We start from the raw sequence: 19,659 nt of genomic DNA, 5'->3' as shown, positions 1-19,659 counted from the left end.
TACTTCTATTTTATTCCGTTTTTTTCATTTCTATTCCCGTATCAATAGCCCTGAGGATTGTTCCTCTGCCAGTTCCACGTGTCACGGCACATATCCTCCAGAGTCTTTTCGGCCTTCCAGCCCAGCTCCTTCTCCGCCCGGGAAGCATCCGCATAGCACTCTGCAATGTCTCCGGCCCGGCGCTCCACGATATCATAGGGGATCTTCACTCCGTTGACCCGCTCGAAGGTATGCACCAGATCCAGAACGCTGTAACCTGTTCCGGTTCCCAGGTTAAAGGCCTCCACACCTTTATGACCGGTTCCGTAAGAAAGGGCAGCCACATGGCCCTTTGCCAGATCTACCACATGAATATAGTCCCGCACCCCGGTCCCGTCCGGTGTCGGATAATCGTTTCCGAACACCCGCAGTCTCGGAAGCCTTCCCACAGCCACCTGGGAAATATAGGGCATCAGGTTGTTGGGAATCCCATTGGGATTCTCCCCGATCCTGCCGCTCTCATGGGCGCCGATGGGATTGAAATACCGGAGAAGCACCACGGAAAGCTCAGGATCCGCATGGGCCGCATCCCTCAGGATCTGTTCAATAAACACCTTGGTCCAACCGTAGGGGTTGGTACAGCTTCTGCCCACAGGCATCGTTTCGGTGATAGGAACCGTCTCCGGTGTCCCATAGACCGTCGCCGATGAGCTGAACACGATCCGGCTGCAGCCATGCCTTTTCATAACCTTCAAAAGAGTAAGGGTGCTGCCGAGATTATTCTCATAATACTCCAGGGGCTTCTCCACCGATTCTCCTACCGCCTTAAGCCCCGCAAAATGAATGACCGCTTCAATCGTATGACTGGCAAACACCTTCTCCAGCCCTTCCTCATCCGCCACATCCACCTGATAGAACGGAAAAGGAGCACCGGCAAGCTCCTCTGCCCGTTTCACAGCCTCCGGACAGCTGTTGACCAGATTGTCCGCGATCACCACATCATATCCGCTCTTTGCCACCTCGATGGCCGTATGGGTACCGATATAACCGGCTCCCCCGGTAAGTAAAACTGCCATAACCGATCATCCTCCAATAAACTTTAAAAGGGACGCACCTGCCGGCGCGTCCCCATCGTTCTTTTGAATGTGCACACAGCCCGGAAACACGGCGTACGGGCAATGCCCGGCGAGTAGGAACGCACCATGCACGGACTCATTCTCCGCAACGATGATTGTGCATGTAAATACTGTTTGAGATAAAAAATATGTCTGCTTAACCCATAAGCCGACACCTCAGAGGAACTCCTCTGTTGGATGTAAAGCTTTTCACGGAAGCCCATCTCACATACCAAGCAGGTTTCCTGACTTACAGTTCAACGCCTCCGTCTCTCCTTCTCGCATGATAGGGTTTGCAATGGATTTTGAGACGGTGCTCCCTGAATACAGTGACCGGATCGCTCAGGATTCTCACCTGATTCCCTCTTCTCGCCATGGGCAGGCACTTGATACGGCATTCATTGCACATACTAACTATACCATATCTGAAGATCAAAGGCAATAAAAAGCTGTCACTTTTCTAGGTCGTAGGGATCCGAACTGCTGAGGACAATATTATCATCACTGACCTGCTTGACTGTGACCTTACAGCTTTCTTCTTCCAGCTCCAGATCTGCACAGTAGAGAAGATTGGAAGAAACAAAATGCGTCTCGCAGGCTTCCTCATCCATGTAAACCACGCTGTTGGGTGTGTAGTTCCACCCGGTCACATACAGTCCGTTTCCCTGCAGAAGAAGTCTGCTGATGGTGACAGGCTGTACTCCCATATGGAGGTCCGTGGCCTCATAGGGCATTTCTCCCTCAAATATATCCTGATTTCCATAAAGAATATCATATTCCAGAAGCTTCATATCATCCAGATATTTCTGCTGCTCTTCTTCCGTATGTGCTTCCTCCTGAAGATAAGCCTGATGAAAGCGGAACATGGTTCCCTTCTTAATATTCAGCTTATCCAGCACGTAGGCTCCCAGCTGATAGGCCTCCACGTCCCTGACCGCCCTCTGAAGGCCCATATTGTCCCAGATGACGTACTCTGTCTGGAATACATCCCCATTTTCCAGATTTTCCTCTGTGAGATTCAGACTTGGAAGATGATCCCCGTACATCACCAGAATCGTGGGTTCGCTTCGGCTCTCCAGATACGTGATCAATTCCCCCACAAAGGCATCCATCTCATGGATCTGCTGCAGATAATACTCCATGGCATTTGTCTCCTCCTCCGTGGGAAGGCCGGTCACCCGGATCGCCGGATCATCAAGAACCTTTTCCGCAGGATAGGATCCATGGCCCTGCACAGAGATCGTATAAATGAAGTCCGCCCCGGTGGTGGAATTCATAACCTTTCCGATCTGTTCCCGAAGCACCTTGTCCTTTGCCCATCCCATATAAGTGGTCTCATAGGAGGACATATACTCCAGAGAAGTAAAGGTATCAAAGCCGAGCTGGGAAAACACCGTATACCGGTCATAAAAGGTGCCGGAATTGTTGTGGATCGCCTGGGCATGATACCCGATCTCCTTCAGATCAAAGCACAGACTTTCACACACTTCTTTCTGAAGGACGGTCTTGTAGGGATATTCTCCCGGACCGAAAAAGTCCAGGTTCATACCGGTAATGACCTCAAACTCCGTATTGGCGGTTCCCGCTCCCACAGACGGCACTGACAGATACCCGGAGGAATACCGGTCCGAAAGCTTCCGGAAATTGGGAATGGGATCCTCAGAACAGGTCATATGCAGGTACTTCAGGGGATCACTGAAGGATTCCAGCTGCAGAAAAATAATATTCGGGGTTTTTTCTGTCACAGCCACACCGTGGGGATTGACGACCTGGGGCCGATCCTCCAGAACCAGCGGCGCCCAGCCGTGCTCCTCCGGAAGGATCTCCTGATTTTTGATCTCGTTGATGACCTCCTCGCTGTAATCCTCCGGTTTGCTGATCCCTGTGTTGATCAGACTGTTGGAAAAGCACAAGGGAAAGCCATAATCCAGATATGCCTGCGCCAGATTGCCGAACTGATCGGACAGGACTCCCGTTTTCACCCCGACACTGAACACGCCCAAAAGTGCCAGCAGATAAAACACCACGAAGGTGAGGCTCTTTATATATATGGGCTTTCTCGGCCATTTGGGCAGCTTTCGGAACAACACCGCAAGGGCAATGATCAGCCCCACTGCGGCAGCTCCGATCAGCACCAGATGCCACCAGGTCAGATATTTCCCGGCTATGACAAGTGCATCCTTTGTAAGTCGAAGATCCGCTCCATTGAAGGGTGTGACCCGGCAGCCAAGGAGCACAAAATTCACAAAACCCAGGATCAGCCAGACAACGCTGACCACGATCCCTCCGAAAAGCTTCCTTCTCACCAGAAGGAGCAATGTAAAAAACCAGAAAATAATGCAGCTGTTATAAAGAAAGATGTGAGGTCTCGTCACAAGGAACAGAATCGGCTTCACCAATGAACGCCTGGACAACACCTCCACCAGAAAATTCAAGATCAATGAAGCTGCAAATCCGGAACGGAGCGGATGCCGCTCGATCCCTGCCTGCAGTTTTTTCCAAAATTCTCCCATTTTACTTCTTTTTCCTCCTTCTTCTGACACACCATGAATATAACAGATTTTTTATGGAATTCCTATAGGAGAATTACACTAAATTCTTAAGATTTTTTGATGTTGATGCTGAAATCCCGCCCGATTTTACGGTCCCGGCTCTGTCAGATTTTACGTTTCCATGTCCCCTCCCTTTCTTGACATCCCCACGGTTTCCTTCTATAATATGTGGTTGAACACATAACTATTATGAGTATGAAAGGATCTCTCATTTATGAAATTCATTTTGGACACCATAAAAGGAGCCCTCATCGGCATCGCCAACGTGATCCCCGGAGTCAGCGGAGGTACCATGGCTGTTTCTCTCGGCATTTACAACCGGCTGATCTCTTCCATTTCCCACCTGTTCAAGGACTTCAAAAAGAGCATCGCCACACTGATTCCGATCCTTCTGGGCTGTGCCCTCGGCATTGTTGGATTTTCCTACGCCATCAAATATCTGCTGGCCAACCAGCCCCTTCCCACCTGTCTGGCTTTTCTCGGCCTGATCCTGGGCGGTATTCCCGTCCTTTTCAAGGATATGAAGGAGGGAATCAAAAAAAGCAAAAACGGCCGCCTGACCGCAGCCAATGTACTGGCCTTTCTTCTGCTTTTTGCCTTTGCCATCGCTCTGCCGCTTCTGAAAAGCAGTGATGATACTTTAATGATCCTGACTGCCACTCCCGGCACGATGATCATCCTGTTCTTTATGGGTGTGATTGCTTCCGCTACCATGGTGATTCCCGGAGTCAGCGGCTCCATGATCATGATGATCCTCGGTTATTACTACGGCATCATCAATTCCATCACAAGCTTTATCGACGGACTCAAGGCCGGTAGTATTTCCGCCATGGCAGCTCAGCTGGGGATCCTGATCCCCTTTGGGATCGGTGCGGTTCTGGGAATCTTCCTGATCTCCAAGCTGATTGAATACCTCTTTGAACGGCATACCGTTTCTACTTACGCTGCAATCCTGGGCCTGATTCTTTCCTCGCCCTTTGGAATTTTTTATAACACCAACGCTCTGGCACACTTTACCATCCCCGGGTTCCTCATCGGCATCATCCTTTTCGCTGCCGGTGGGTTTGTCACCTGGTACATGGGAAGAAAACACGCCTGACAGAAAGGAGACAGTTTTATGGGCTTTGAATTCATCAGCAAGCTGCCTACACCAGCTGAAATCCGACATCAGTTTCCCCTCTCTGAGGAACTCACCCAGGTAAAGCACAAACGGGACCAGGAGATCCGTGACATACTCACTGGAAACAGTGACAAATTTCTGGTCATTGTCGGTCCCTGCTCTGCCGACAATGAGGATTCCGTATGCGATTATGTTTCCCGTCTGGTTAAGGTGCAGGAGGACACCAAAGATGACCTGATCATCGTTCCCCGTGTCTATACCAATAAACCACGTACCACCGGGGATGGATATAAAGGGATCCTTCATCAGCCCAATCCGGAAAAGGCACCGGATCTGTTCGAGGGTATCCTGGCCATCCGCAAGCTGCATATGCGCGTTCTACAGGAAAGCGGCCTTTCTGCAGCCGATGAAATGCTCTATCCGGAAAATTACCGTTACCTTTCCGATCTGCTTTCCTATGTGGCAGTAGGTGCCCGTTCCGTGGAAAACCAGCAGCACCGCCTTACCGTCAGCGGCATGGAAGTCGGTACCGGAATGAAAAACCCCACCAGCGGAGATTTTTCTGTTATGCTGAACTCTGTGATGGCGGCTCAGCACGGACACACCTTCATCTACCGCGGCTGGGAGGTCCATACCGACGGAAATCCTTATGCCCATACGATCCTGCGTGGTGCCGTCAACAAGCACGGTCAGAGCCAGCCCAACTACCATTATGAGGATCTGCGTCTGCTCTGCGATATGTACGGGAAACGGGAATTAAAGAATCCCGCCTGCATCGTGGATGCCAACCATTCTAATTCCAACAAGCTGTACAAGGAGCAGATCCGCATCGTTAAAGAGGTTCTCCACAGCCGCCAGCATTCCATGGATATCCGGAGTCTGGTGAAAGGTGTCATGATCGAAAGCTATATCGAGCCCGGAAGTCAGAAGGTAGGCGGCCACATTTACGGCTGTTCCATCACCGATCCCTGCCTTGGATGGGAAGAATCCAGACAGCTGATCTATGACATCGCAGAGCTTCTTTAAATCAGACCGATTATTTCAAATCAAAAACCGTCCAACAGCTTTTCCGACAGATATACGGTACGGAAAACGTCATCGGACGGTTTTTCTTTTAACTTTTTGCAGTGTTTATTCCAGGGTTCCCCAGGCTTCCTTCAGCACTTCCAGAGCCTGTTCATTCTTTTCCAGATCACCGGGATTGTAGGCAGAAATTCCATAGGAAAATGCCAGCTTCCAGTTGAGATGATTGCAGATACAGGTCATCTGTTCCTCGATCAGACGGTATTCCGGATCCTCGGTATCTGCCGCTCCCACAGTTACCAGACCGATCTTCTTGCCGCCCTGCTGTTTCAAAAGTCCATCCTTGGAATACAGCTTGTCGATGGCCATTTTAAGCTGTGCAGACATCCCCCACCAGTATACCGGCGTACCGAAAATAACCACATCCGCATCATAGATCTTCTGAATCAGTTCCGCGCTCTCATCCGGCTGTACACAGTTTCCTCCGTTCTTCTGGCATCCGTCGCAGGCCAGGCAGGGGGACAGCTTATGTCGGGAAATGTCATAAAATTCAAGACACTCCGGCTTCAATTCCCGTTCGATTCCTTCTTTTACAGTCAAAAGGGCTGTCCTCGTGTTTCCCTTCATTCTTGGACTTCCGTTTAACATCAATACCTTCATTTCTTTTCCTCCGTTTCTTATATTGATTCCATTATAAACACTAAAAAAACACCCTCAAAAGCAGCGGATTGATATAACACTCGCAGATGATCCCCGGAAGCAGACAAAGGAGCAGAATAATCAAAAGCAGCATATCCTTTCCCATCCGTATGCGCCGATACTGTCCCCAGCTTTTTTGGTTTTTCATGAACGAATAGATCTGAAATCCACGAATGCCCAGCAGCAAAACAGCCGGCACATAAAAAACCGCCTGGGGAAAAATACTGCAGAGAAAGTACAGAATACCGCTCCTTCCAAAGACCATGGTTCCCAGCGAGATCCGAACTCCGCAGGCAAATCCCAGCCATGCAAGGGCAGCCCACAGGCTCACTGCACCAAAGGCTGTCATGGACAACAGCCACAGAGCTGCCGTCTCTGTCAGCCGCAGCCGCAGCACATAGAAAAAATAACTTTCTCTTGCAAAATCCTTCTGATTCAAAGCCTCACCAAGCTGGCTGAAATACAGCTGCCACCCATCCTGGCCATGGCTTTTGCTCAGATTGGCCGCCACTGTTCCAACAATCAAAAAAGCTGCAAAAACGACCACTGCCGTCTGAATAAACCTTTTTTTCCGATCCATGACATCCTCCATCCTCGCCTTAAAGCTACTATATGATGGGAATGTCCATGTTATGCTGTAAAGCTCCCCACCTGGGAAGAGCTCTTGGTCTTACCTGTATTTCACGCGATAGGCCAGCAGCGCTGCCGCTGTCTTTCCGTCGGTGATCCTCCCGTCATAAACCATGGCAAGAAGCTCATCCAGATCATGTTTTTCCACATTCAAAAACTCATCCTCGTCAAGATGCTGACTGGTAGGAATCAGGTCCTGAGCCACATAGATCCCAATGAGTTCATTACAGAAGGCTACCGTAGTATTGACATTCATCAGCCACTCCAGCTTTCCTGCCCGATATCCCGTCTCCTCCTCCAGTTCCCTGGCTGCACACTCTTCCTTCGGCTCCCCCAGATAGTTGACAGCACCCGCCGGAATTTCCAGAGTATACCGTTCCAGTGCATTCCGATACTGACGTACCATCAGGATCTTTCCGTCAGAAGTCACCGGTACCACTGCAGCAGCTCCCTTGTGCTCGATAAAATCCCATACAGCCGTATTCCCATTGGGCAAAGCCATATAGTCCTCATAAAAATTCAGGATCTTCCCCTTATAAACCAGTTCCCGCCTGATCCGTCTGATATCCTCCATGATTATCCCTCTTTCCCTTCTTCCTCTGATAAAAAAAGCGGAAGAAACTCACCAATTTCTTCCGCTTTTCAGCCTATTACTTTGCGTAATCTGTAACTCTCGATTCACGGATTACGTTTACTTTAATCTGTCCGGGATATTCAAGCTCTGACTCAATCTGTTTTGCAATATTTCTTGCCATCAAAACCATATCATCATCGCTTACCTGCTCCGGCACTACCATAATACGAACTTCACGTCCTGCCTGAACAGCAAAAGATTTGTCCACACCCTTGAAGGTGTTGGTAATATCTTCTAATTGTTTTAATCTGTTGGTATATGTTTCGATTGTCTCACGACGCGCACCAGGACGTGCTGCAGAAATCGTATCTGCAGCCTGTACGATACAGGCAATCAACGTCTCCGGCTCTACATCGCCATGGTGAGATTCCACTGCATTGATAACAACAGCAGACTCTTTGTATTTCCTACATAATTCAACACCCAGCTGAATATGTGAGCCTTCCATTTCATGGTCTACTGCCTTACCAATATCATGCAGCAAACCGGCTCTTTTTGCCATCCGCACATCTACACCAATCTCGGCTGCCAGAAGACCTGACAGATGTGCAACCTCAATCGAATGCTTCAAAGCGTTCTGACCATAACTGGTCCTGAACTTCATCTTGCCCAAAAGCTTCACCAGTTCGGGATGAATACCGTGAATACCAACCTCGAGAACTGCTGCCTCGCCTTCTTCACGGATCATGGTGTCGACTTCCTTCTGAGCTTTTTCAACCATTTCCTCAATTCTGGCCGGATGGATCCGTCCATCCAGAATCAGTTTTTCCAGAGCGATTCTGGCTACCTCACGCCTGATGGGATCAAATCCTGACAGGATCACCGCCTCAGGAGTATCATCAATGATCAGATCAACACCGGTAAGTGTCTCAAGTGTACGGATATTCCGGCCTTCACGTCCGATGATCCGTCCCTTCATCTCATCATTGGGAAGCTGAACAACAGAAATCGTAGATTCTGCCACATGATCAGCGGCACATTTCTGAATAGCGGTAACAACATATTCCTTTGCTTTCTTCCCCGCCTCTTCCTTTGCCTTTGCTTCCAGCTCTTTTACCAGCTTCGCAGTATCATGTTTAACATCATTTTCAACAGTTTTTAAAAGATATTCTTTTGCTTGTTCGGAGGTAAATCCGGAAATTCTCTCCAGCTCTTGTACTTCCTTATCGAAAAGCTCTTCAACCTCTTTCTTTCTCTTGGTCAACTGCTCTTCCTTGGATGACAGGCTGGATTCCTTCTTCTCCAGTGCCTCGGACCTTTTTTCCAAATTCTCTTCTTTGCTTAATACCCGCCTCTCATAACGCTGTATCTCCGCTCTTCTCTCACGAACCTCTTTCTCCAGATCATTCTTTGTCTTCATGGATTCTTCTTTGGCCTCTAAGAGAGCTTCGCGCTTCTTGGTTTCCGCAACTTTCAATGCCTCATCTATGATTTCTCTCGACTTTTCTTCTGCCTTGCCGATTTTGCTTTCATATACCTTCTTGCGGTATTCGATCGCAATAAACCAAGTTATAGGAGCTACAACACACAGCGTAATAACTACAGCAATTATAGTTCCTCCCACAGGAGCACCTCCTTATTTAGTTTTCATTGTACATCACTTATCGCACGTAATGGCAGACATACCATAAGCACTACAACAATACAATTTTAAACTTTTTTCCCGCTACTGTCAAGCATTATTACACCCTGTTGAGGAAACGTCTGAAATTATTTTTCTTTCTTTTCCTCCGCCTGCGCGCTCTCCGGATCAGCCTCCTCAAAACCATAGTGAACCCGGACTTTTTTCTCAATTTCTTCCATCACGGCAGGATTATTTGCCAGGAAAATCTTGGCATTTTCACGGCCCTGGCCGATTTTATTGCCGCCATAGGCATACCATGCCCCGCTCTTCTCCACGATGTTTTCCTTGGCCGCAAGATCCAGGATATCTCCCTCTCTGGAAATGCCCTTACCAAACATAATATCGAACTCCGCCTCTCTGAAGGGCGGTGCCACCTTATTCTTGACCACTTTGACACGGACATGGTTTCCGACAACCTCGCCTCCCTGCTTGAGGCTCTCCACTCTGCGGACATCCAGACGGACAGAGGAATAAAATTTCAGCGCACGGCCTCCTGTGGTAGTTTCCGGATTGCCGAACATAACGCCCACCTTCTCACGAAGCTGATTGATAAAGATCACGACACAGTTGGACTTGCTGATGACTGCTGTCAGCTTTCTGAGAGCCTGAGACATCAAACGTGCCTGGAGCCCCACATGACTGTCTCCCATATCGCCGTCGATCTCAGCCTTCGGCACAAGTGCTGCCACAGAGTCCACGATCACAATATCCACGGCTCCGGAACGCACCATGGTCTCTGTAATCTCCAGGGCCTGCTCGCCGCTGTCGGGCTGGGAAATATAGAGGTTGTCAATATCAACTCCTATTTTCTTTGCATAAGCCGGATCCAGCGCATGCTCTGCATCAATAAAGCCTGCGATCCCGTCACGCTTCTGTACCTCGGCTACCATATGAAGCGCCACTGTCGTCTTGCCACTGGACTCGGGTCCGTAAATCTCCACAATACGTCCTCTGGGAACACCGCCCAGTCCCAGTGCAATATCCAGACTCAGAGAGCCGGTGGGAATCGTCTCAATATTCATATTGGCAGAAGAATCACCCAGCCGCATGATGGAACCCTTGCCATATGCTTTTTCGATACTCATCAATGCCGCATCCAATGCTTTCTGCTTCTCTTCTTTAATCATAATTCACCCTCCGTCTATCAGAACGAATGTTCGTCCCTCACTGTAAATATAGTAATATAGTTTTTCTCAAAAGTCAACCTGTTTCGTGGAGAAAATTGGGGAGAATCCCGGAAACACTTCTGAATCTGGCCGAATGATCTGTCTGTTGCCACTGACTATATTATGGCGCGCCGAAAGTAACTTGTCAAGATACTTTTCTTGACTTTTTTCAATTTTTATGATATAATCAAGATACTTTTTACCGAATTTTTGTTTTGAGGGCAGAATATGAATACAGAACAAACGCAAACCACAGGGGCCAGGATCCGATCCGCCCGAAAGGCTTCCGGTCTTTCCCAGTCTGCGCTGGCAGAAAAAATCGGATCGACCAAACAAACCATATATAAATATGAAAACGACATGATTACCAACATTCCGCTGGATAAATTGAAAGCCATCGCCGCTTCCCTTTCGATTCCTCCGGATGATCTTCTCGGCTGGAAAAACAAATCAGAAGAGGAAACTACGCTGCTTTCCATATACCATGAGCTTGATGCTGCAGACAGAAAACGCCTTCTTTCCTATGCTGAAAAGATCCGGGAGCTCTGCCGCATTGAGCGTGATTCAACCAGATAATAAATATGCCTGAAAAAACGGTATTGTACCGCTGGATCAGCCTATACTCTCATTCCAGATGGTACTTAACGAACCAATCCGGCGGTATTCTACCGCCGGATCAGCCTGTTTTCCTATTTTTCTATTCTTCATTGATCGCTTTGATCAATAACTCTCTCAGCACCTGAGGGTTGCAGTTTCCTTTCAGCTCCTTCATACATTTTCCGAAGAGAGCCATCAGCGCTTTTTCCTTACCGCCTTTATAATCAGCAACGGATTTCGGATCGGAAACGATCACATTTTTTACCACAGCTTCAATGGCACCAGTATCATTGGAAAGGATCAAGCCGTTAGCCTTTGCAAATTCCTCCGGATCGATATCCTTTTTGAACATTTCCGCCAGAATGCGCTTTGCATTGCCCCGGCTCACCTTCTCTTCTGCCACCAGCCTGATCAGCTGTCCGAGAGCTTTCCCGTTTATGTTCAGCATGTCAAAGGTCTGCTGATTCTTATTCAGCACCGAAGCACAGTCAGAAATCAGCCAGTTGGCTGCTTCCTTTGCCATGCCGCATTCTGCATATGCAGCTTCAAACACATCACAGAATGCCCTACTCTGGATCAGCTGGTCTGCATCATACTCGCTCAGTCCCAGTTCCTCCATATAACGGGCCTTCTTCACCTCAGGGAAATCGGGAAGTGACGCGCGGATCCTGTCGTACCAGTCATCGTCGATCACGACCGGCATAATATTAGGGTCAGGGAAATACCGGTAATCTCCCGCCGTTTCCTTATTTCTCATGGAATAACTCTTCCCTTTGATATCATCCCAGCGACGGGTCTCCTGCACCAGCTCTCCGATTCCGCGCTCAATGGCATCGATATGCCTTGCCGTTTCATATTCAATTGCGCGTTCAATGGCAGACAGAGAATTCATATTTTTCATCTCTGTCCTTACTCCCAGCACATCGCTGCCTTCCGGGCGGACAGAAAGATTGACATCACATCTCATGGAGCCCTGCTCCCACCGGCAGTCTGAAACCTTTGCAAAGCGGAGCAGATCCCTCAGACGTTCCAGATAAGCAAGAACCTCCTCAGCACTGGAAAGATCCGGCTGGCTTACAATCTCGATCAGCGGTACACTTGTCCTGTTGAAATCCACCAGAGAAGTGTCGGTCCAGTCATCATGGACCAGCTTGCCGGCATCCTCTTCCATATGAATCTGCTTGATCCTTATCTTCTTCTCTCCTGCAGAAGTCCTGATATCCACCGTTCCGTTGACGCAAATGGGAGCAAACCACTGGGTCGTCTGATAGGAGGCGGGAAGATCCGGATAATAGTAGCTCTTTTTGTCAAAGGTGGTCACGCGATTGATGTCACAATTCAACATCATCCCTGCTGTCATGCCAAGATCCACAACTCTTTTATTCACAACGGGGAGCATCCCGGGCATGCCGCAGCAGGCAGGGCATACATGCTCATTCTGTTCTGCGCCGAATTTTGCAGAACAGGAGCAGAATATTTTTGATTCGGTGGCAAGTTCTACATGAACCTCCAGTCCGATGACAGTTTCATATTTCATGATCATTTCCCCTCCTTTTCAAACATAAGTGCCAGATCAAGAAGGCTGTTTTCCGAGAACATGTTTCCCATCAACTGAACCCCTTCTGTAACCAGCGCAGGATATCCGGTAATGGAGGAGGGAGCCGTGAAGAGACTCTCATCATAAGCGATGTACGGATTTTCTTTCACCATCTCTCCGCTATAGGCTTCTTTCCCGCATGCCGGAAGCACAATGGCATCCACTTCACCGAATATCCGGTTCAGGTATTCACTGAGTACCCGGCGGATCCGCAGGGATTTGTCATATGCTTTCCAGTAATTATCCGTAGACAATACATCCGAGCCGAACAATACGGTTGATTTCAGGAGAAATCCAAAAGCCTCCGTTCTGCTGTTGGTATAAAGCTCATCGATATCCTCATAATGGGGAGTACGATATCCAAACTTGATGCCGTCATACCGGGATACATTATTGCACACCTCAGCGGACATCAGAATATTCCACGCCGGCTTTGCCAAAAGAAGTTCTTCTGCTTCAATCTCGATCACCTCAATGCCGCATTTTGCCGCCCTGGTTTTCAACTGTTCTATCTTCTCTCTGACCGCCTCATCGGCAGCTGCTTCCATGGCTTTGGCAACTGCGATCTTCTTCACCGGCGTTCTTTCCGCCTCTGTCTTCAGACGTTCGCACGCATCCTCCGGAAGACTCGTGCCATCCTTGCAGTCATGCCCTACGATCACCGAAAGGATCTCGCGGCAGGTCTCTGCATTTCCTGCTGTTACGCAGATGGTTTCACCAGAACAGGCTGCCGGAATGGTTCCATACCTGGAGACTGTTCCGTAGGTAGGTTTGATACAGATAAGGCCTGCAAGAGCCGCTGTTCTCCTTGGCGCTCCATTTACATCCAGACTGACCACAGCCTTTACTTCATCCCTTTCCAGAAGCTCGGCAGCTGCGCCGGTCAGAAGCCCATCCTTTTCACATGGACCATAATATGAGGTCTCCCCCAACAGATCAATGGCAAACTCTCCCACATTCACCTTTCCTGCAATTTCATAACCTGCTGTCTCAAGCCGCGTCACCACCTCTGCATCAAACAGACTTCTGTAGTCATCCAGCATTCTGGAGCCTGCAGTTGTGGGCAGCTTCGTTGTCAGGATCATATCATCCAGCGCCACTTTGTTTTCGGTCGCCTGTGCTTCACTGATATATACTTTCATCGTCGTCATCCTTTCCTCCATTAATCCACAAGACGGGGCACCTGCCAGTATCCGTCATACGACTCCGGAGCTCCCTCCTGAAGCTCCTCACGGGTAAATGGCTGGCTGGCCTTGTCTTCTCTGATAATATTGGTCATAGGCATAACGTGCACCATGCGCTCTACCTGTTCTGTGTTGACTGCATGGAGACTTTCCAGTTCCCTGCGCTGCATCTGAAAATAATCCAGCATCGCTGCAGTTTCTTCCTCCGTAAGCCGAAGCTTATTGAGTCTTTCCAATCGTTTTAATGCTTCCTGATCCATCCCTTCGTTTCCCTCCCATTGATAAAAAAGGAGCTGCCTTTTTCCCTGACGGAACAAAAGACAGTTCCCCAATATTTCGAAATCGACTGTTTGCAGCCTGATTTCGCAAAATTTTCTTTCATTTTTTATTTTATAATACTTTATAAAAGAACGCAAGTAGCTTGACGGATGAAAAGGGATTGCAGAGAGCCTTTCATCGTGCACGGACTGAAAATCTGGCTTGTGAACACCGCCCCATTCACGGCGTTTTTTTCTGGAATAAAACGCACAGAATCCGAACTCAATGCTGTAAAGCCGACCATAGATCCATCAATCACAGATTTATCCTACGCCCCAAATTCTACAGTAAAAACCATCACTCAGCAACAGAAAAATCTCTCTGAATTAGAAATTCAAACTATTTGCGAAAGATATAAGAATGGCGCCTCAAGCTACGAACTAGCCAAGGAATTCGGCTGCCACCGCAGAACTATCAGCGACACTCTGAAGCGCAATGGAGTCGAAGTATCCCATCAGGCCACCACAAAACCAGAACTGGTCAAAAAGATTATTGAGCTATATGCCGAAATGAAGACCCCAAAAGAAGTTGGAGCCATCGTGGGGATTGGCGGAGATACCATCCGCAAAGTCCTCAAAGAGAACGGAATATATATCCGGAAGAGCTGGGAGTATCCGAAGAAATAAAGAGGATATGGTATAATTAAGCCATGACAGCCGAAGAATTAAAGAAAAAAATGCCAAAGTCTGAAAAGGTCGAAATGGATAAGGTTGTAAAGCTTATTGTGAAGGATTATGGAAAGACCATCCGCAAACTCGCAAAAACATAAAAAGCTTCCAACCGAAGAATGACCTTGGAATGTGCCGCACTGAAACACACTCAGAACATATACCTGTAGGAAATGATAATATATAATGCAAATAGGAGCAGATCTCTTGCTCTGTTTCAAACATGTTAAGGAGTCTGATCATTCCGATGTAAACGCTCCATAGTACGTGTCTAGTTTCAACTTCCATTTTCTGGGATAATCTCTCTAAAAAACTAACGAGTTTTTGGGAGGATATTAAAAATGGAAAAGATTACTCATCAGATGCGTCGCGAACAATGGTCGAAGATCATCTCCGAATGTCTTGCGAGCGGGCAGTCAAAAACAGCCTGGTGTAAGCAAAACGGGATATCTGACAAAGCATTTTTTTACTGGCAGAAGATCCTTCGTCGGGAAGCTTATGCATTAGCTGTTCCGGCAGATAAAGCTTCGTCACTTCCGACAGTTCTACAGCCCACAACCGTTCCATTTGTGGAGTTGAAGTTCGAACAAAATACATCAGAAGGTTCCGTTTATAACGGTTTTAAACCAGATGCAGTTATTCAGGCAAAAGGGCTCCTCATTGGACTTACTAATTCTGCATCACCAGATCTGATCAATGCTGTCGGAGGCCTGATCAATGCTGAATAATGCGTCCTGCTTTAAAAAAGTCTTCATAGCTACCGGATACTCTGATCTTCGTCGTGGTCTGGAGAGCCTGTCAAACATCATTCTGATATTGTCAATATTGGTTGACACATTTATCTCAAAGATATCACTGACTATGCAGCCAGGTCCAAAGATCGATAGTATCTCTGGCGCTTGATGCTCGGAGGAAGCCCACCGTTAGCAGAGCAGATCCTCCTGTTATTCCAGTAACTGATGAAATATCTCCAAATGAGAACCTTCAGTTCCTCTGTGGTCATAGTCTCCGTATTGTAGCGGTCATAGAGAAGCTCGCTTTTCATTCTGGCCCACATGCTTTCGCATCGGGCATTATCGTGACACCTGCCACCAGCACTGTTCATGCTTTGAATAATACCGTATTTAGCAAGAACCTTACGATAGGTTTCACTGGTATATTGTGTTCCTCTGTCAGAGTGTACAATAGCCCCTCGCGGATCAGGATATGCCAGATAGGCATTATCCAGGGTATGCTCGCACAAAGTTGCTTTCATGTTGGTTTCCATTGCCAGACCAAGGACACTGGAATCAAAGCAGTCAAAGATAGCTGAAACATATAATTTTCCATCTTTAGCCTTGATTTCGGTGATGTCAGTTACACATTTTTCAAGTGGCTTATCGGATTTGAAATCTCGCTTCAGAAGATCATCTGACTTACGAGCTTCCCGATCCGCCTTGGTAATACCATTCGGCTTACGTTTTGGTCGATGACTAAGGCCTATTTCATCCATGACCCTGTAGACGGTTCGCTCACTAGGAATCTTGAGTCCTTCCGGTTTCTTAAGGAGAAGTGCCTGATACATGCGAATACGCCCATAGGTATCATTGTATTCATCCTCCGTATGGATTGCTCTTATAGCATCAGCGAGATCCTGATATTTCCAGGGCCGGTCTTTATGAGCAAGATATTTGTAGAACCCCTGGCGGCTGACACCAAGCATCCGGCAATAGAATGAGAGTTTTCCCTTAATCGCGCCGTCTTCCGTTTTTATGGCAATGAACATCATTCTTTGGTTCTTGCTGACTTCCGACGGCTGGCTGCGAAAAAAGCACTTGCTTCCTCGAGAAATTCATTTTCCTCTTTCAGACGCCGGATTTCTTTATCCTGATCCTTAACGCGTTTACGGAGCATAGCAAGTTCCTCAGCGAGGCTCATTGCACTATCTGGAGTATGTGCACCGTCGCCAATATCCAATGTGCCGGCTCTAACTGCTTTCAGCCATGTATGGATGGTTCCTTCTGGAATACCTAATTCTTTGGCTGCCTTAGCACCGCCGATTTCTCTGGCAAGTTTGACAGCCTGGACCTTATATTCGTGGTCGTATTTACGTTGGGTACGTGACATTGAGAGTTCCTCCTTATTCTCTTTATTATACATGAATTCTTTGAGAATAAGGTGTCAACTTTATTTATACAACATCACCTGGAACAGATACCGAAAAAGGAACAGAAGAATACGATCGGATATCTGGTAATGAAGCAGATTCAGGCAATCTATGATGAAGAAGGCAAGCTGAAGAATCTTTCATCCGAAGAACGGCTGAAACAACGCGAGGTAGTGATCAAACCGCTGGTCGATGCCCTGTTCTTATATCTGAAGCAGAATGAACCAAGGATTCAGGCGAAAGGAAAAATGCGTGAAGCGTTCAACTATGCCCTGAATCAGGAAAAATATCTGAAGGTGTTCCTTACTGACGGTGATGTGCCGATGGACAACAACGCCAGTGAACGTGCGATCCGAGGCTTTACAGTCGGCCGCAAAAACTGGCAGATGATTGATACAATCAATGGTGCTAATGCATCAGCCGTCATCTACAGCATTGCAGAGACTGCGAAGGCGAATAATCTGAAACCGTATGAGTACTTTGAACATCTGCTGAGCGAGATTCCAAAACACATGGATGATCATGATCTGAAATTCATGGAAGACTTGCTACCATGGTCGCCTGCATTGCCAGATCGCATCCGTAAAAATAAGTAACGATTTGTCAGGGCTGTGAAAACAGCCCTTTATTTAATAGGAGTACACGCTATGGAGCGTTTACAAATGAACCCCCAGAGGGTGCAGTTGAACCCCCAGGGGGAAGTCAAGTTAGAAAACCTAGAGGGCTTCAGCCCTCAGCGAAACCCAAGTCAAAAGAGAATCGCTTTTACAACGAGAAAAACTATCAGTGCCCATACAAGAATAATGGGGATGGCGTAGTACCATTTCTTTGGCCTCCCATCCACCCACATACCCTTTGCCTGCTCACGATAGTTGGCAAACACATCAGGAGGGATGAGCTTCAGCGTCAAGGATACCAGCGTGGGAAGAAGGATGACGTCATCCAAATACCCCAAAATCGGTATAAAGTCAGGAATGAGGTCAATCGGCGATAATGCATACGCCACGGTGATACCCGCTACAATCTTTGCAATGAGCGGTGTCTCTTTTGCTTTCAAGGCGAGGAACACGGCTGGAATATCTGTTTTGAGGGCCGCTACTCGTTTTTTCAGATCCATATATTTTACCCCACTGGGTCAGTGCAATTTCATCCTTGTTGCTTCTTTTTCAGTTCCATCTGGGCGCGGTACTTCTTGCCAACATCGAGGTTAGATTGAACGCTGGAGCCACGAACGATGATGGCAGCACCATATTTGCCGTTGATGGCATCGGTAGCCTTATCGAGCCGCCTAGCCCGCTCCCTGGCCTCATCCGAGAAAAGGGAAAGCTGGGCGCTGTCCTCGTGGGTTATGTCTGTTAGGGAAACGCCCAGAAGTCGCAAGGGCGTATGGCCGTCCCACAGTTCCGAGAATAGCTGTTTGTTTAACTGGTAGACCTCCCTGGAAATGTCAGTGGGGTCTGCCAGTTTCTTTTGGTGGGAGCGCGTCCTGAAGTCGTTAGAACGGATTGATACCGCAACACAGCACGCTTTCACCCCGTCAGCCCGCATCCGGGCTGTGACGCTGTCTGAGAGGGCCAGGAGGATGGCGTGGGCCTGCTCAGCCGTGACAACACTTCTTCCAGGGTAGTGGAGATGCTGTAGCCCTTGGCCTCCTCTGGGGCTGCCAGGACTGGCGAGGGATCAATGCCATTCGCGTAATCGTGGATCTGCTGCCCCAGCTTCATGCCGACCAGTTTCTGAACCCTGGATAGGTCTGTGTTGGCAAGATCGCCGATTGTCCGTATTCTTGCCTTCTCCAGCTTCTCAGCAGTGGACGCCCCAACCGTGAATAGCTCACGGACAGGGAGCGGCCACATCTTCACTTGTATCTCAGAGAGGAAAAGGGTATGCACTTTGTCTGGCTTCTCAAAATCGCTGGCCATCTTTGCCAGGAGCTTGCAGTCGCCAATACCCACGTTTACCGTAAAGCTAAGTTCATCCCGGATTCTGTCTTTAATGGTATGTGCCAGGGCGATGGGGTCAGGATAGACATTCTGCGTCCCGGAGAAATCGGCAAAGCGCTCGTCAATGGAATACTTCTCCACGACAGGGGCATAGGAGCGCACAATGTCCATGAACGCCTTTGAGGACTGTTCGTAAAGCCGGAAATCGGGACGAGTTAAGAATAGATCGGGGCATTTGCGAAGTGCCATAGCAACAGGATCCCCGGTCTTGATCCCGTACTTTTTGGCTGGGATTGACTTGGCCAGAATGACGCCAGTACGCTTTTCGCGGTCGCCGCCAATCGCTGAAGGAATCTTGCGAATATCATCCTCGCCCTGGGAAACACGCCGAGCGGCCTCCCAAGACAGGAAAGCACTATTCACATCGATATGGAATATCAGCCGTTTCAAAGCGCAGTCCCCCCCTCACAATTGGTTACGATCATTATAGTCGACCAAGCCGCAAAAATCTAGTATCCGACCAATTTCATAAAAATAGGAGGGGGATGTTGCACAACTAAAAAAAATTAGTTGTGTAGCATCCCTCTTTTCATACCCCAAAATCAGTAAAAAACAGAAAAGCAGGTTCCGAAGAACCTGCCCTCTGTGGTATAATTAAGTATGC

At 48.2% G+C, this 19,659-nt stretch carries 20 protein-coding genes, 1 pseudogene and 1 riboswitch; of the genes and pseudogenes, 6 read left to right on the top strand and 15 right to left on the bottom strand.

The features are described from left to right. Positions 1–41: 41 nt before the first annotated feature. Both galE and QJ036_RS11610 read right to left on the bottom strand, forming a co-directional pair. Positions 42–1,055, bottom strand: coding sequence for a UDP-glucose 4-epimerase GalE (galE, locus tag QJ036_RS11615; RefSeq protein ID WP_283231547.1), 1,014 nt, complete (start codon positions 1,053–1,055; stop codon positions 42–44). A gap of 257 nt (positions 1,056–1,312) precedes the next feature. Further along, a riboswitch (cobalamin riboswitch) is annotated at positions 1,313–1,499 on the bottom strand. A gap of 47 nt (positions 1,500–1,546) precedes the next feature. Continuing rightward, on the bottom strand, positions 1,547–3,607 hold the full coding sequence (locus tag QJ036_RS11610; RefSeq protein WP_283231546.1) for an LTA synthase family protein: 2,061 nt from the start codon (positions 3,605–3,607) through the stop codon (positions 1,547–1,549). A gap of 253 nt (positions 3,608–3,860) precedes the next feature. Here QJ036_RS11610 and QJ036_RS11605 point away from each other — a divergent pair, with 253 nt between their 5' ends. Together QJ036_RS11605 and QJ036_RS11600 are read left to right on the top strand one after the other, a co-directional pair. Next, positions 3,861–4,745, top strand: coding sequence for a DUF368 domain-containing protein (locus tag QJ036_RS11605; RefSeq protein WP_283231545.1), 885 nt, complete (start codon positions 3,861–3,863; stop codon positions 4,743–4,745). 18 nt (positions 4,746–4,763) lie between these two features. After that, on the top strand, positions 4,764–5,792 hold the full coding sequence (locus tag QJ036_RS11600; RefSeq protein ID WP_283231544.1) for a 3-deoxy-7-phosphoheptulonate synthase: 1,029 nt from the start codon (positions 4,764–4,766) through the stop codon (positions 5,790–5,792). A 105-nt stretch (positions 5,793–5,897) separates the two neighbouring features. On the opposite strand, the gene QJ036_RS11595 is transcribed toward QJ036_RS11600, so the two are convergent. The 5 genes from QJ036_RS11595 to recA form a co-directional block, all read right to left on the bottom strand. After that, on the bottom strand, positions 5,898–6,449 hold the full coding sequence (locus QJ036_RS11595; protein WP_283231543.1) for a flavodoxin family protein: 552 nt from the start codon (positions 6,447–6,449) through the stop codon (positions 5,898–5,900). A 40-nt stretch (positions 6,450–6,489) separates the two neighbouring features. After that, on the bottom strand, positions 6,490–7,068 hold the full coding sequence (locus QJ036_RS11590) for a stage II sporulation protein M (protein WP_283231542.1): 579 nt from the start codon (positions 7,066–7,068) through the stop codon (positions 6,490–6,492). Positions 7,069–7,158: 90 nt separating this feature from the next. Further along, complete coding sequence (locus tag QJ036_RS11585; protein ID WP_283231564.1) at positions 7,159–7,695, bottom strand: NUDIX hydrolase; 537 nt, start codon at positions 7,693–7,695, stop codon at positions 7,159–7,161. A gap of 73 nt (positions 7,696–7,768) precedes the next feature. Further along, the gene (rny, locus tag QJ036_RS11580) at positions 7,769–9,316 is read right to left on the bottom strand and encodes a ribonuclease Y (protein ID WP_283231541.1); all 1,548 of its coding nucleotides are present in this window, start codon (positions 9,314–9,316) and stop codon (positions 7,769–7,771) included. A 146-nt stretch (positions 9,317–9,462) separates the two neighbouring features. Further along, entirely contained in the window at positions 9,463–10,503 is a 1,041-nt protein-coding gene (gene recA, locus QJ036_RS11575; protein WP_283231540.1) for a recombinase RecA, read from the bottom strand. Positions 10,504–10,770: 267 nt separating this feature from the next. Here recA and QJ036_RS11570 point away from each other — a divergent pair, with 267 nt between their 5' ends. Further along, complete coding sequence (locus QJ036_RS11570) at positions 10,771–11,118, top strand: helix-turn-helix domain-containing protein (RefSeq protein WP_283231539.1); 348 nt, start codon at positions 10,771–10,773, stop codon at positions 11,116–11,118. Positions 11,119–11,239: 121 nt separating this feature from the next. Here QJ036_RS11570 and gatB read toward each other — a convergent pair whose 3' ends face one another. Genes gatB through gatC form a run of 3 tightly spaced genes read right to left on the bottom strand, consistent with a single transcriptional unit; the run spans position 11,240 to position 14,180 of the window. Next, positions 11,240–12,676 carry an Asp-tRNA(Asn)/Glu-tRNA(Gln) amidotransferase subunit GatB gene (gene gatB, locus QJ036_RS11565; RefSeq protein WP_331487544.1) on the bottom strand — a complete coding sequence of 479 codons (1,437 nt, stop codon included), beginning with the start codon at positions 12,674–12,676 and terminating at the stop codon, positions 11,240–11,242. A gap of 2 nt (positions 12,677–12,678) precedes the next feature. Beyond that, complete coding sequence (locus QJ036_RS11560) at positions 12,679–13,887, bottom strand: amidase family protein (protein ID WP_283231537.1); 1,209 nt, start codon at positions 13,885–13,887, stop codon at positions 12,679–12,681. 11 nt (positions 13,888–13,898) lie between these two features. Then, positions 13,899–14,180, bottom strand: a complete 282-nt coding sequence (gatC, locus tag QJ036_RS11555; protein ID WP_283231536.1) for an Asp-tRNA(Asn)/Glu-tRNA(Gln) amidotransferase subunit GatC — start codon at positions 14,178–14,180, stop codon at positions 13,899–13,901. Positions 14,181–14,378: 198 nt separating this feature from the next. On the opposite strand from gatC, the gene QJ036_RS11550 reads away from it, so the two are divergent. Further along, complete coding sequence (locus QJ036_RS11550) at positions 14,379–14,864, top strand: helix-turn-helix domain-containing protein (RefSeq protein ID WP_283231535.1); 486 nt, start codon at positions 14,379–14,381, stop codon at positions 14,862–14,864. Between the two features lie 383 nt (positions 14,865–15,247). Beyond that, complete coding sequence (gene tnpA, locus QJ036_RS11545; RefSeq protein WP_283231534.1) at positions 15,248–15,634, top strand: IS66 family insertion sequence element accessory protein TnpA; 387 nt, start codon at positions 15,248–15,250, stop codon at positions 15,632–15,634. A gap of 131 nt (positions 15,635–15,765) precedes the next feature. Here tnpA and QJ036_RS11540 read toward each other — a convergent pair whose 3' ends face one another. Both QJ036_RS11540 and QJ036_RS11535 read right to left on the bottom strand, forming a co-directional pair. Then, positions 15,766–16,674 (bottom strand): IS3 family transposase, encoded by a 909-nt coding sequence (locus QJ036_RS11540; RefSeq protein WP_283231533.1) that lies wholly within the window; start codon positions 16,672–16,674, stop codon positions 15,766–15,768. After that, a complete protein-coding gene (locus QJ036_RS11535; protein ID WP_278826224.1) occupies positions 16,671–17,012 on the bottom strand; it encodes a transposase in 342 nt (113 codons plus the stop codon). Before QJ036_RS11535 ends, QJ036_RS11540 begins: the two co-directional genes overlap by 4 nt. Before the next feature lie 78 nt (positions 17,013–17,090). On the opposite strand from QJ036_RS11535, the pseudogene QJ036_RS11530 reads away from it, so the two are divergent. Beyond that, positions 17,091–17,648: pseudogene (locus QJ036_RS11530) on the top strand (IS66 family transposase); the annotation flags it as partial. 152 nt (positions 17,649–17,800) lie between these two features. Here the strand turns inward: QJ036_RS11530 and QJ036_RS11525 are convergent. Genes QJ036_RS11525 through QJ036_RS11520 form a run of 3 tightly spaced genes read right to left on the bottom strand, consistent with a single transcriptional unit; the run spans position 17,801 to position 19,445 of the window. After that, a complete protein-coding gene (locus QJ036_RS11525; RefSeq protein ID WP_283231532.1) occupies positions 17,801–18,169 on the bottom strand; it encodes a YkvA family protein in 369 nt (122 codons plus the stop codon). Positions 18,170–18,198: 29 nt separating this feature from the next. Next, positions 18,199–18,630: a DinB/UmuC family translesion DNA polymerase gene (locus tag QJ036_RS14150; RefSeq protein WP_331487547.1), complete on the bottom strand. Its 432-nt coding sequence runs from the start codon at positions 18,628–18,630 to the stop codon at positions 18,199–18,201. Then, positions 18,582–19,445 carry a DNA polymerase Y family protein gene (locus QJ036_RS11520; RefSeq protein ID WP_331487542.1) on the bottom strand — a complete coding sequence of 288 codons (864 nt, stop codon included), beginning with the start codon at positions 19,443–19,445 and terminating at the stop codon, positions 18,582–18,584. Before QJ036_RS11520 ends, QJ036_RS14150 begins: the two co-directional genes overlap by 49 nt. Positions 19,446–19,659 lie beyond the last annotated feature (214 nt).

The organism is Fusibacillus kribbianus (assembly GCF_030053595.1).
GTDB lineage: Bacteria > Bacillota > Clostridia > Lachnospirales > Lachnospiraceae > Lientehia > Lientehia kribbiana.
Note: the sequence above shows the minus strand (reverse complement) of the source record. Positions and strands in the feature narration are given on the sequence as shown.